General features: G+C 75.2%; 13 protein-coding genes. 5 read left to right on the forward strand and 8 right to left on the reverse strand.

Features of this window, described 5'->3' with window-relative positions; all coding sequences use genetic code 11:
• Positions 1-39 precede the first annotated feature (39 nt).
• On the reverse strand, positions 40-1,593 hold the full coding sequence (locus KUM42_RS16080) for an MFS transporter (protein ID WP_237493535.1): 1,554 nt from the start codon (positions 1,591-1,593) through the stop codon (positions 40-42).
• A gap of 77 nt (positions 1,594-1,670) precedes the next feature.
• Here KUM42_RS16080 and KUM42_RS16085 point away from each other — a divergent pair, with 77 nt between their 5' ends.
• Positions 1,671-2,276 (forward strand): TetR/AcrR family transcriptional regulator, encoded by a 606-nt coding sequence (locus KUM42_RS16085; RefSeq protein WP_237493536.1) that lies wholly within the window; start codon positions 1,671-1,673, stop codon positions 2,274-2,276.
• Between the two features lie 125 nt (positions 2,277-2,401).
• A complete protein-coding gene (locus KUM42_RS16090) occupies positions 2,402-2,545 on the forward strand; it encodes a hypothetical protein (protein ID WP_237493537.1) in 144 nt (47 codons plus the stop codon).
• 49 nt (positions 2,546-2,594) lie between these two features.
• Here KUM42_RS16090 and KUM42_RS16095 read toward each other — a convergent pair whose 3' ends face one another.
• On the reverse strand, positions 2,595-3,842 hold the full coding sequence (locus KUM42_RS16095) for a DUF2786 domain-containing protein (protein WP_237493538.1): 1,248 nt from the start codon (positions 3,840-3,842) through the stop codon (positions 2,595-2,597).
• A gap of 88 nt (positions 3,843-3,930) precedes the next feature.
• Positions 3,931-5,121, reverse strand: coding sequence for a formate-dependent phosphoribosylglycinamide formyltransferase (gene purT / locus KUM42_RS16100; RefSeq protein ID WP_237493539.1), 1,191 nt, complete (start codon positions 5,119-5,121; stop codon positions 3,931-3,933).
• 69 nt (positions 5,122-5,190) lie between these two features.
• Here purT and KUM42_RS16105 point away from each other — a divergent pair, with 69 nt between their 5' ends.
• The 3 genes from KUM42_RS16105 to KUM42_RS16115 all read left to right on the forward strand — a co-directional run bounded on the left by KUM42_RS16105 (position 5,191) and on the right by KUM42_RS16115 (position 8,241).
• Positions 5,191-5,973 (forward strand): isocitrate lyase/phosphoenolpyruvate mutase family protein, encoded by a 783-nt coding sequence (locus tag KUM42_RS16105; protein ID WP_237493540.1) that lies wholly within the window; start codon positions 5,191-5,193, stop codon positions 5,971-5,973.
• Positions 5,974-6,092: 119 nt separating this feature from the next.
• Positions 6,093-7,271 carry an acyl-CoA dehydrogenase family protein gene (locus KUM42_RS16110; protein WP_237493541.1) on the forward strand — a complete coding sequence of 393 codons (1,179 nt, stop codon included), beginning with the start codon at positions 6,093-6,095 and terminating at the stop codon, positions 7,269-7,271.
• A 265-nt stretch (positions 7,272-7,536) separates the two neighbouring features.
• Entirely contained in the window at positions 7,537-8,241 is a 705-nt protein-coding gene (locus KUM42_RS16115; protein ID WP_237493542.1) for a response regulator transcription factor, read from the forward strand.
• A 64-nt stretch (positions 8,242-8,305) separates the two neighbouring features.
• Here KUM42_RS16115 and KUM42_RS16120 read toward each other — a convergent pair whose 3' ends face one another.
• From KUM42_RS16120 to KUM42_RS16140, 5 genes are all read right to left on the reverse strand, one after another.
• Positions 8,306-9,163: a response regulator gene (locus tag KUM42_RS16120; RefSeq protein ID WP_237493543.1), complete on the reverse strand. Its 858-nt coding sequence runs from the start codon at positions 9,161-9,163 to the stop codon at positions 8,306-8,308.
• A 115-nt stretch (positions 9,164-9,278) separates the two neighbouring features.
• A complete protein-coding gene (locus tag KUM42_RS16125; protein ID WP_237493544.1) occupies positions 9,279-9,905 on the reverse strand; it encodes a signal peptidase I in 627 nt (208 codons plus the stop codon).
• A gap of 50 nt (positions 9,906-9,955) precedes the next feature.
• A complete protein-coding gene (locus tag KUM42_RS16130) occupies positions 9,956-10,585 on the reverse strand; it encodes a hypothetical protein (protein ID WP_237493545.1) in 630 nt (209 codons plus the stop codon).
• A 188-nt stretch (positions 10,586-10,773) separates the two neighbouring features.
• Positions 10,774-12,189, reverse strand: coding sequence for a cell wall metabolism sensor histidine kinase WalK (locus KUM42_RS16135; RefSeq protein ID WP_237493546.1), 1,416 nt, complete (start codon positions 12,187-12,189; stop codon positions 10,774-10,776).
• On the reverse strand, positions 12,186-12,572 hold the full coding sequence (locus KUM42_RS16140) for a response regulator transcription factor (protein WP_237493547.1): 387 nt from the start codon (positions 12,570-12,572) through the stop codon (positions 12,186-12,188). The genes KUM42_RS16135 and KUM42_RS16140 overlap by 4 nt, the downstream gene beginning before the upstream one ends.
• Positions 12,573-12,576 lie beyond the last annotated feature (4 nt).

Here is a 12,576-nt window from a genome sequence, read left to right on the forward strand (position 1 = left end):
GGGACGGGTGTCGGTGCGGGGGGACGACGTCCGGTGCGGTCAGCCGGCCACCGCTGCGGGCGCCGGGGCCGGCGTCGGGTCGGCGGTGCGGTGGTGGGCCGGGAGCAGGGCCAGCACCGTGAGGGCGCCGGCGGCCGAGGCGGCGGCGCAGACCCAGGAGCCGGCGCCCACCCCGTCCAGGAACGACTGCTGGACGGCGCGCACGGCATCGGCCGGCAGCGACCCGGCCACCGCGAGCCCGGCGAACACCGAGTCGGCGGCCTGCCCGGCGGCCGCTGCGGGGGCGCCGGCACCGGTGAGCCCGTCGACCACCGCGGGGCCGTAGACCGTGCTGAGCACCGAGCCGACGACGGCGACGCCGAGCGTGCCGCCGACCTCGCGGACCGTGTCGTTGACGGCCGACCCCGCGCCGGCCTCCGCGCTGCGCAGTGCGCCCATCACCGCCTCCGTCGCCGGGCCGGTGACCAGGCCGAGGCCGGCGGCCATGAGCACCATCGAGACGACGATGCGCCCCCAGTAGGCCGACTCCAGCGAGCTGCCGGCGGCGACGGCGAAGCCCGCGGCCATGGTCAGCAGCCCGGCGGCGACCACCAGCTTCGTGCCCACGGCACGCACGGCGAGGATCGCCAGCGGGCTGACGGGGGCGATGACCAGGGCGAAGGGCAGGGTGGCGAGCCCGGCGGTGAGGGTGTCGTAGCCGCGCACGGCCTGCAGGTACTGGGTGATCAGGAAGATGAACCCGAACAGGCTGAAGAAGGCCAGCGCGATGGCGCCGCTGCCCACCGACACCCGCCGGTCGGTGAAGAGCCGGACGTCGAGCAGCGGGGCCGGCGAGCGCAGCTCCCAGGTGACGAAGGACGTCAGCGCGAGAGCCGCGCCCAGGTAGCCGACGACGGTGGCGGGGGAGACCCAGCCCCACCCCGGCGCCTCGATCGTGGTGAGCACCAGCAGCCCGGTGCCGACGACGGAGGCGGCGGCGCCGACGAGGTCGAAGTGGCGCGGGCGCGGGTCGGCGGACTCGGTCAGCAGGACCCGGCCGGCGACGACGGCGACCGCGGCCAGCGGCAGGTTGACCAGGAAGACCGAGCCCCAGGCGAAGTGCTCGAGCAGCAGCCCGCCGGACACGGGGCCGATCGCGACCGACAGGCCGGTGACGGCCGACCAGATCCCGATGGCGGTGGCGCGCTCCCGCCGGTCGGGGAAGGTCGAGACCAGCAGGGCCAGGGTGGCGGGGTAGACCGCGGCGGCGCTGACGCCCATCGCGACCCGGCCGAGGACGAGCTGGGCGGTGGTGTCGGCGGTCGCGGCCACCACCGAGGTGGCGGCGAAGAGCACCAGCCCGGTCTCCAGCAGCCGCCGGCGGCCGAACCGGTCACCCAGCGCGCCACCGAGCAGCAGCAGCGCGGCGAAGGCGAGCGTGTAGCCGTCGACCACCCACTGCAGGTCGCTGGTGGAGGCCGCCAGCTCCCGGCCGATGGTCGGCAGGGCGACGTTGACGATCGTGTTGTCGACGCTGACCAGCAGCACCGACAGGCAGAGCGCGAGCAGGACCCACCACCGACGGGTGGTCGGCGGGGCGACGGGCACGGTCACGGTGGCCTCCTGGTGTAGAACGGTGTGCCACAATCGTAGAACGTTGTTCTACGGACGTCAACGGGCAGGATGAGGTCGTGACAGACGTGGGTGCCGGCGGGCGCACGCCCAGCCGAGCGGTCGAGCAGGCCCTCGTGGACGCAGCCGAGCGGGTGCTGGTGCGCGACGGGCTGGCCGGCGTCACCGTGCGCGCGGTCGCCGTCGAGGCGGGGGTGGCGCCGATGGGCGTCTACAACCGGTTCGGCAGCAAGGACGGCCTGGTCGCCGCCGTGCTGGCCCGCGGCTTCGAGGGCCTCGCCGCCGCCACGACCGAGGCCCAGGACCCCGACCCCACGGTCCGGCTGCTCGACTGCGGCCGCAACTACCGCCGCTTCGCCCTCGCCCACCCCCAGCACTACGGCGCGATGTTCGGCACGGGCGCGGCCGTGTCCGCACCGACCCCAGAGCTCGCCGACCGGGCCGCCGCCGCGTTCACCGCGCTGGTCGACCAGGTGCGCTCCGGCATGGACCGCGGGGTGCTGCGGCCCGGGCAGCCGCGGGAGACCGCGCAGCTGATCTGGAGCGCGGTGCACGGCGCGGTGAGCCTGGAGCTGGGCGGTCTGGTGCAGGCGGAGGACGCCGCGGTCACCTACGAGGCGCTGCTGCAGATGCTGCTGGACGGGCTGGGCCGACCTCACCCCTGAGGGGTGGCTGTGCGCCGATCGGGTGCCGGCCCTTCAGCACCCGCACCGTCGTGCCGACACCTCCTGCACGACGAAAGGGGCAGGTCATGATGACCTTGGCGTGCAGCGCAGTGGCGAGGGCCGGCATGTCGGCGACGACGGCGTCGCTGGACGAGTCCTCGGCGGACCAGCTCATGTTCGTGGCCGGGTGGCTGACCACCGCGGTCGACCTCACCCACCAGGCGACGCTGATCGCCGAGCTCGGCGCCTCGCTGGACGTCCTGCTCTGAGCAGGCCCTCGCTCTTCGGGAGCCAGGGGCAGGCCTCGGCGAGGGCGGGTCAGCGGGGGAGTGCCCGCTGGCCGGTGCCCAGGTCGGCCGCGTCGGCGGCCTGACGGCCGGCGTGCCAGCCGGCCGCGTCCACGGCCCGGCCGGTGCGCTTGCGCAGCCGGGGGAACAGCTCGCCGACCAGCCGGTCGACCGCCTGCTCCCGCTCGGCCAGCGCCGGCAGCAGCGCCGACCCGTAGGTGGCCATCGCCGCGGTGGTCGCCGCCTCGCGGGCGTGCTCCAGCCGCTCGCCGATGCGCTGGGCGAACGCATAGAGGAAGCCGCGCCGGTAGGCGGTCGACCGCACGCGGGTGCCGCCTTCCCGCGCCGCTGCGGCCAGGGCCCGGTCGGCCTGCAGCAGCAGCGAGGCCACCAGCAGCTCGACCAGGTCCAGGTCGTCGGCCGCGCCGACGAGGGTGGCCATGCCGAACGCCGGCAGCAGGACCACGCGCACCCCGTTCGCCGCCCCGACCGCCTGCACGACCGCGGCCCGTGCGTCGACGTGCGGGTCCTGCAGGTGCAGCCGCCGGGCGACCACGGACGAGGACGCCCCGCCCGGCTGCCGCGCGAGGACCGCGGTGTCGATCCGGTGCCGCGCCATCAGCGACTGCGCCTTCGCGCTGAGCGCCTCGGCCTCCTCGGGGAAGTCCGTGGACTCGGCCTTGGCCAGCAGCGCCCGCACCCGGCCCACCAGCTTCGGGTCCGCCCCCGGGTCCAGGGCGACCGCCGCACGGGTGTCCGCCGACCAGGCCGACGGGGGAGCCAGCAGCTGCTCCAGCGGTGGCAGCTCCCGCACCACACCGAGCACGCGCAGCACGTCCCGCCAGCCGGCGGCCGCATCGACGCTCTCGCCGCGCCACCACTCGGCGACCGAGGTGGCCGTGCCCTCCAGCCCGCCCAGCTGCGCGGCCCACGCGGCCGGCGCCTCCGCGACGGCTGCCGCGGCGTCCGCCCGGACCAGGGCGGCGGCCAGCCGGCCGCCGCGCCGGCTGGTGCGCCGGCGCACCGCGTGCACGACGTCGGCCGGCTGCCAGCCCGCCTCCCAGAGGAACGGCAGCAGCGGTGCCAGTGCGCGCTGGGCGTGGCCGCCGGTGTCGACGCCGTCGTCCAGTGCGGTGAGCCGGCGCACCAGCGGGTCCAGCTCCGCGGCCTGGACGCCGGGCTGCCCGGCCAGCCGCGAGCCGGCGACCAGCAGCAGCGGGATCGGGTCGGAGCCGGACGGGTGCTGGCTGATCGGGTCCTCCTGGGTGCGGCGGGGCATGCGGCGATCGTCCCCGGCGCGGCAGGCGGCGGGAGCCGCGTCGGCCGGCTGTGGACGGCGCCCCCGGGTGGGGACGGCGGCGAGCGGGTCAGGCGCGGGGGTGCACTCGCGACGCGGCCTCCCGGGCGGTGGCCCGCGCGGCGTCGACGTCCTCGGCACGGGCCAGGGCCACGCCCATCCGGCGGCGGGTGAAGCTCTCCGGCTTGCCGAACAGCCGCAGGTCCACCCCGGGCAGGGAGAGGGCGTCGTCCACACCGTCGAAGGTGATGCCGGCGGCCTCGACGCCGCCGTAGACGACGGCGGAGGCGCCCGGGTTGCGCAGCGCGGTGTCCACCGGCAGGCCGAGCAGGGCGCGCGCGTGCAGCTCGAACTCGTTCTGCCACTGGGTGGTCATGGTGACCATGCCGGTGTCGTGCGGGCGCGGGCTGACCTCGGAGAACCAGACCTCGTCGCCGCGGACGAACAGCTCGACGCCGAACAGGCCGAGCCCACCCAGCTCGCCGGTCACCGCGGCGGCGATCGCCTGCGCCCGGTCCAGCGCGACCGGCGACATGGCCTGGGGCTGCCAGCTCTCGACGTAGTCGCCGGCCTCCTGGCGGTGCCCGATCGGCGCGCAGAAGTCGGTGACGGTCTCCGCGCCGCGCACCGAGCGCACGGTCAGCAGGGTGATCTCGTAGTCGAAGTCGACGAACCCCTCGACGATGACGCGGGTGCCCGCGACCCGGCCACCGGCCATCGCGTACTCCCAGGCGCCGACGACGTCGTCCGGGCCGTCGAGCTTGCTCTGGCCCTTGCCCGAGCTGGACATCACCGGCTTGACCACGCACGGGAAGCCGACCTCGGCGGCCGCCGCCCGCAGCTCCTCGAGGGAGTCGCAGAACCGGTAGGCGCTCGTGGGCAGCCCCAGGGTCTCGGCGGCCAGCCGCCGGATGCCCTCGCGGTCCATGGTCAGCTGCGCCGCCCGCGCGGTGGGCACCACGCGCACGCCCTCGGCCTCCAGCTCGACCAGCGTGCCGGTGGCGATCGCCTCGATCTCGGGGACGACGACGTCGGGCCGCTCGGCCTCGATCAGGGCACGCAGCTGCGCGGGGTCGCTCATGGTGATCGTGCGGGCCGAGTGCGCGACCTGGTGTCCGGGGGCGTCGTCGTACCGGTCGACGGCGATCGTCTCCACGCCCAGGCGCTGCAGCGCGATGAGCACCTCCTTGGCCAGCTCGCCGCTGCCCAGCAGCATCACGCGGGTGGCCGAGGGGGACAGCGGGGTGCCGAGGGAGACCATGCGCCCAGGCTAGAGAGCCGGTCGGACGGTCGATGTGTGGGCCGGTGCGCGGCTGGACAGGGGTGCGGCATGACCGATCTCGCCACCCGCGCCCGCACCCTGCTCGACCTGCACACCGCCCCGGAGATCCTGACGCTGACCAACGTCTGGGACGTCGTCTCGGCCACCGTCGTCGCCGGTACCCCGGGCGTGCGCGCCCTGGCCACCGCCAGCCACTCGATCGCGGCCACGTTCGGCTACGAGGACGGCGAGAACATCCCGCTCGAGCTGCACCTGGACATGGTCGGGCGCATCGTCGCCGCCGTCGACGTGCCGGTGACCATGGACCTCGAGGGTGGCTACGGCGACGCCGGCGAGACGGCACGGCGGGCCATCGAGGTGGGTGTCGTCGGTGGCAACCTGGAGGACCAGATGAAGCCGCTCGACGACGCGGTCGCTGCGGTCGAGGCCGTGCTGCGCGCCGGCCGGGACGCCGGGATCGACTTCGTGCTCAACGCCCGCACCGACGCCTTCGTCAAGGCCGGCCCGGACGCCGACCGCGCCGCCGTGCTGGCCGAGGCCACCACCCGCGGCCGGGCGTTCCTGGAGGCCGGGGCGCCGGTGGTCTTCGTGCCCGGCGTCGTGGCCCGCGGGGAGATCGCCGAGCTGGCCGAGGCGTTCGGGCCCCGCAGGCTCACCGTCATCAGCGTCCCGGGCGCATCGCTGCCGGCCAGCGAGCTGCAGGAGCTGGGCGTCGCGCGGGTCTCCACCGGCCCCTTCACCCAGCGGGTCGCGCTCACCGCCCTGCAGGACGCGGTCACCGCCATGGTCGCCGGCGGCACGCTGCCCGCGGGCACCCGGCCGCTCAACTGAGGGACCCGCTGCCACGTCCGGGTGGACACGCCGGGACGTGGCGGCGGGCCCTTGTTACTGCGGGGTAACTTCGTCATCATCGAGCACGACGTCGACGATGACGAGAGAGAGAAGGCGCCATGACCGCCGACCTGCTGACCGCGGACTTCTTCGAGTTCCAGTCCCTGCTCACCGAGGGCGAGCAGAAGGAGCTGGTGGTCCTCCGCGAGTTCCTCGCCGCCGAGGTGAGGCCGCGGGTCAACGCGGCGTGGGCGGCCGCGGAGTTCCCGATGGACCTCATCCCGCGGTTCGTGGAGGCCGACCTGGTCGGGCGCAGCTACGACTGGGAGGGCCGGCCGCGGATCTCCCGGCTGCTCGAGGGCTTCCAGTCGATGGAGCTGGCCCGCGTCGACCCGTCGATGGCCACCTTCTTCGGGGTGCACAACGGCCTCGCGCTCGGCTCGCTGATGCTGCTGGGGTCGGCCGAGCAGCAGGCCCGGTGGGTGCCCTCGATGCGCACGATGGAGAAGATCGGCGCCTTCGGGCTCACCGAGCCGATGGGCGGCTCCGACGTCGCCCGCGGCATGCGCACCACCGCCCGCCGCGACGGGGACGAGTGGGTGCTCGACGGCGCCAAGCGCTGGATCGGCAACGGCACCTTCGCCGACGTCCTGGTGGTCTTCGCCCGCGACGTCGCCGACGACCAGGTGAAGGGCTTCCTGGTCGAGAAGGGCACGCCCGGCTTCGCCGCCACCAAGATCGAGGACAAGTTCGCCCTGCGCACGGTGCAGAACGCCGACCTCACCTTCACCGACTGCCGCATCCCGGCGTCGGCGAAGCTGGAGAACTGCAACAGCTTCCGCGACGTCAACAAGGTGCTCAAGGAGACCCGCGCCGGGGTCGCCTGGGCCGGGGTGGGCTGCCAGCTCGGCGCCTACGAGGCCGCGGTCGCCTACGCCAAGGAGCGGGAGCAGTTCGGCCGGCCGATCGGTGGCTTCCAGCTCGTGCAGGACCTGCTGGCCCGGATGCTCGGCAACATCACCGCCAGCATCGGGATGACCGTGCGCGTCTCCCAGCTGCAGGAGGAGGGCCGGCTGCGCGACGACCAGGCCGCGCTGGCCAAGAGCTACGTCACCAGCCGCGGGCGGGAGACCGTCGCCTGGGCGCGGGAGCTGTTCGGCGGGAACGGCATCGTGCTGGAGAACGACGTCATCCGGTACTTCGCCGACGCCGAGGCGCTCTACTCCTACGAGGGCACCCGGGAGATGAACACCCTCATCGTCGGCCGCGCGATCACCGGCCTCAGCGCCTTCGTCTGAGGAAGGACCCCCTCGCCCCCCACCGCTCGTGCCTCGCGCCGGGGCCCTGCGAGGGGGCCGGCGGCACCGACCGTGCGCTCGGCGGGCGCTGACCCGTCCGAGGACCCCGCTGGGCGCACGGTCGGGGAGGGACGCTCGCGTGGGGCCGTCACCCGTCGGGGTGACGGTCCCGGCGTCCGGGTGGGGAGCGGGTGCCCCGGTGACGATGACCTCGGTGGACGCCACCGCGGCGTGCCAGCAGGTGTCGCCGCAGCGAGGAGGGGTCGTGCCGGGTCAGTCCGTGCTCGTGGTCGAGGACACCGACGAGATCCGCGAGCTCGTGGTGACCGTGCTGCGCCGGGCCGGGATGGACGTCCGCGAGGCGGTGTCCGGAGCCGAGTGCCTGGCCGAGGTGCGCCGCGAGGCCCCCGACGTCGTGGTGCTCGACCTGGGGCTGCCCGATGCCGACGGCACCGAGGTCTGCCGCCAGCTGCGCGCCGAGACCGACTGCTACGTCCTCATGCTCACCGCCCGTGCCGAGGAGGTCGACCTGCTGATCGGCCTGGCCGTCGGAGCGGACGGCTACATGGCCAAGCCCTTCTCCCCGCGCGAGCTCGTCGCGCGGGTGCAGACCATGCTGCGCCGGCCCCGGACGGTCCCCGTCCCCGCGCCGCGTGCCCCCCTCGAGGACAGCGTCCAGCGGCTGGCCGAGCTCGAGGTGGACCCCGACAGCCGTGAGGTGCGGGTCGACGGTTCCGCCGTCGACCTGACCCGCACGGAGTTCGACCTGCTCGCCGCCCTCGTCGCCCGGCCCGGCCGGGTGCTGCAGCGGGAGACCCTGCTGCGCGAGGTCTGGCAGACGGACTGGGAGGGCAACCTGCGCCTCGTCGAGGCGCACATGTCCAACCTCCGCCGGAAGTTGGCGGCAGCCGGGCTGCAGAGCCCGGAGATCAGGACGGTGCGTGGCGTGGGCTACCGGTTGGTGGCCTGACCCGCACCTGCTGCATCCGATGAACGGCCCGGCCCCTCCAGGGACCGGGCCGTTCGTCGTCTGTCTAGGCGGCGCTGCCCCGGCGGCGGTCCGCGGACTGCCCGGGGGAGTCCGGCGCCGAGCCCGCGGACGGGGCGGCCGAGGTGGCCCGGCGGTCGGCGCGGGCGGTCCGGCGGTCGCGGGCGCCCCGCGGCACACCGCGCCCGCCGTCGGCGGCACGGGGCCCGCGGCGGCGGTCGGCGACCCGGCGGTCGACGCCGGCCAGCCCGGCGAGCTCGGAGACCCGGGAGTGGGCCAGGACGCCGCGGCGGGCCTCGGCGGCGATGGCCTGGCAGACGTCGGCGACCTCGGGGTGCCCCAGCTGGCCCGACGTGCCGGCGAGGGTGAACGCCGCGTCGGCGACGGCCTGCGGGTCACCGGCGCGGGCACCGCGGTCGATGGCGGAGAACCGGCCGGGCAGCGCCGCGTCGTAGGCCGCCTGCAGCCGCTGGGACAGCTCGTCGTCCTGGTCGGCGTCGTGCAGGTCCTCGAGGTCCACCAGCTCGGTGGCCCCGGCCGGCGTCCCGGCGGACCGGCGGCGGAGCAGGTCCCGCAGCAGCCGGGCGTCCAGCGGGGCGGTCAGGGTGGCCAGGGCGCCGGCGGCGGCGGCCGCGTCGCGCACCTCGGCCGTGGGCTCGGCGGCGACCACCAGGAACCGGGCGGTGCTGCCGGCGGCGCGCAGCTCGGTGAGCAGGGCGGGGCCGGACGGGGCGCCGAGCACGGAGGCGGCGGTGACGACCAGGTCCACGGCGATCGAGGCGTTCAGCCAGCGGGCGTCCTCGGCGTCACCGGCCTCGTGCACACCCCAGCCGGCCAGCTCCAGGAGGCCGGTGACCCGGGCGCGGGCGGGGGCGGACTCGTCGATCACGAGGGCGGTCAGCACGGGAGGGCTCCTGTCGAGGCGGTCGTGGGGGTCCAGCCGGAGCTGGTCGGGGTGGTGACGTGGACGTGGGGCCCCTGGGCGGGTGCGGTCAGCGGCACCCGGCGGCCGGGGCGGCTCACGCGTCGTCGCCGTCCGTGCGCTGGTCCGGGGTGGGGCGCCAGATCGACAGCAGGAGCCAGCCGGCGAGCAGGGCCGGGGCGACGTAGCGGAGGGCCTGGCTGACGACCGGGGAGCGCAGTGCCTGGATGACGTGGCCGAGCCCGGGGACGACCGCCCGCACCTGGTAGGCGGTGTCGCCCTGCAGCTGGGCCTTCCACGGGTCGGCCGCGGCGTTGGCGTCGCCCTTGGTCTCCACGGTGACCGTGCCGTCGGCGGCGGTGTCCACGCCGATGACCCGGTGCGTGACGAGGTGGTGGTCGTCGATCGGGACGTGGTAGGCGATGATCATGCCCTCGGTGACCTCGGCCACCGGCAGCGGCGTGACGACCTCGACGTCACCGACGTCGATCGTGCCGGTCATGCTCCCGGTCAGCATCGTCATCGTCCGGTAGCCCAGGACGTGCGGCCCGACGGCCAGCAGGGCGAAGGCCAGGACGGCGACGGTGACGATGAGGCGGACCGTCCAGCGGAGGACCAGTGCCATCGCACGCTCGCCCAGGCCGGCGGCGAGCCGCGGCGTCCCGGTGAGCTGCCGCGCCGGACGGAACGCGAGAGCGAGGTCCGGGGCGAGTGCGGTGGTCATGTCAGGTCCTCGTGGTGGGGTGTCGGGCTGGTCGGGTCAGGTCCGGCAGGTCAGCGGTTGGTGCCGGTCTTCTGGGTGCCGGTGAAGCTGATCGACAGCGCGCTGCTCTTGTTCTGGAAGGCGTTGTCGGCCGTGGTGGGCAGGGCGACCGTGATGAGCAGGTGGTCGGTGCTCCGGGCGTTGAGGCTCTGCAGACCGGTGAGGTTCGTGCCCGCGGTGACGGCGGGGCCCGCGAAGAAGGAGACCGCGCCCGGGGTGCACGAGTACGTGGTCACACCGGCGTTGGTGGCCGCGGTCCAGGCGGAGGAGCAGCCCTGGACGTTGAGCTGGAGGCCGTTGACCTTGTCCGTGTCCAGGATGCTGCTCGTGCTGGCGGTCGACACCATCGAGACGAAGCCCAGGCCGGTGTCCCCGGAGTTGACCAGCTCGACGGGGCGGCTGACCGAGTCGCCGGGCACGAAGTTGGTGACGCTCATCGTCGGCAGGGTGGCGCTGCCACCGACGGCGGTGAGGTCGAGGGAGAGCACGCCGGAGGAGACCGAGGCGGCCAGCGGGGCGGTGCTGTCGGTGAAGGTTCCGAAGGTGCCCATCCCGGCGACGCCGGCCGCGGCACCGACGATGGCCAGCGAGCCCAGGACCTTGCGGACGTTGCGGCTGCGGGTGGTGGTGGCGGCGGTCATGGCTGCGTCTCCTCGGGAGTCCCGTGTCGGCGGGTGCTCCCGGCGACAGACACGACTCTGGAGGTCGATCCGCAGGCCATCCGCCAGCGTTCCGCAAGAAAACCGCAAGATGGAGGACCCCCTCGCCCCCCACTGCTCGCACGCTCGCAGCGGGCCCCTGCGAGGGGGCCGGGCCGGAGGCGGCGCGGCTAGAGCGGCAGGGTGAGGGTGAACGTCGTCCCGTGGCCCTCGGCGCTCTCGACGTCCAGGGTGCCGCCGTGCGCGGTGGTGATGGCCTTGGTGATGGTCAGGCCCAGCCCCACGCCCGGGACGGCGTTGCGCCGCGCGGTGGAGGCGCGGAAGAAGCTGGTGAACAGCTGCCCCTGCTCGCCGGTGGGGATGCCCACGCCGGTGTCGATGACCGACAGCAGCGCCACCGGGGAACCGCCCCGCGTGGCGTCGTCGGACCGGGTGCCGTCGGCGTGCTGCCAGGCCCGGCGCAGCCGCAGGGTCACCTGCCCGCCGGCCGGGGTGAACTTCACGGCGTTGGAGACCAGGTTGTCGCAGGCCTGACCGAGACGCAGGGCGTCACCGCGGGCGGGCAGCCCCTCGGCGGGCACGTCCACGGCGACGGCGACCCCGCGGGCGGTCGCGGTGACCCGGGCGGTGTCCTCCGCGGCACGCACGATGGCGGCCAGGTCGACGTCCTCGGGGGTGAGGGTGAGCCGGCCGGCGTCCACCTGCGCGGTGAACAGCAGGTCGCCGACCAGCCGCAGCAGCCGCTGTGCGTTGCGCTCGACGATGCCCAGGTACTGCGCCTGCTCGTCGGTGAGCGGCTGCTCCTCGTCGTCCATGACCAGCTCGAGGTAGCCGAGGACCGAGGCCAGCGGGGTGCGGAGCTCGTGCGAGATGAGGCTGACGAACTGGTCCTTGAGCCGTTCGGTGGCGCGGGCCTCGGTCATGTCGGTGCCGACGAAGTTCCAGCCGGCCTGCTCGCCCTCGTCGTCGGTGCGCGGGGTGATCGCCACCGAGACGGTGCGTCGCTGCCCGTCGGCGGTCAGGTAGGTCCAGTCTCGGACGTCGCTGCCCTGCTCCCGCGCCGCGCGCACCAGTGCGGTGAACCGGTCGGCCGGCTCGTCGCCGTCGCCGTCGAGCTCCTCGGGGGCGTGGAAGTCGGTGATCGAGCGCAGCCGGACGACGTCGGCGCGGGGGAGACCGAGCATCCGCTCGGCGCCGGGGTTCCACACGCGCACGAGGCCGTCGCGGTCGGTGCCGATGATCGACTGCTCGGTGACGGCGTCGATGACGCTGGTCATGGTCTGGGCGCGGGCCCGCATCATCCGCGTGGCGACCTCGAGGTCCTCGGCGGTCGACCGGCCGCGGGTGACCAGGTCGCGGCGCTGGACCTCGAGCGCCTCGGTGGCGGTCAGCAGCGCGTGCAGGCGGCGGGCGAGCTCGCCGGCCGACGCCAGCACCGCAGCGGCGGCGAGCAGGCCGACGGGCAGCGGTGGCCGGGTGAGCAGCGCGAGGACCCCGGCGAGGGCGAGCAGCGCCAGCCCGGCGGGCACCCCGCGGCCGGGTCGGACCGGAGGTGCCTGTGTCGGGCGCTCGTCGAGTGCGGTCACGCCGGGGTCCCGGCGGTCAGCGACCGCACCTGGGCGACGAGGCCGGCGACGGTGAAGGGCTTGGGCAGGTAGGCGTCCGCGCCGGCGGCCAGGCCGCGGGCGACGTCGTCGGGGGAGGCGCCGGCCGACAGCAGCAGCACCCGGCAGCCGGCCGTCACCGGCTCGGCGCGCAGCGCGGCGCAGACCTCCAGGCCGGTGGCCTCGGGCATGGACACGTCCAGGACGACCAGGTCCGGCAGCTCGGCGCGGGCCGCGGCGAGGGCCTGGGCGCCGTCGGCGACCGCGGCGACGACCGAGCACCCGGCCCGGCGGACGGCCAGGGTCACCAGCAGGCGGATGTCCTCCTCGTCGTCGGCCACCAGCACGCGTGCGGGTGCGTCCACGGTG

The organism is Modestobacter sp. L9-4 (assembly GCF_019112525.1).
Taxonomy (GTDB): Bacteria; Actinomycetota; Actinomycetes; order Mycobacteriales; family Geodermatophilaceae; genus Modestobacter.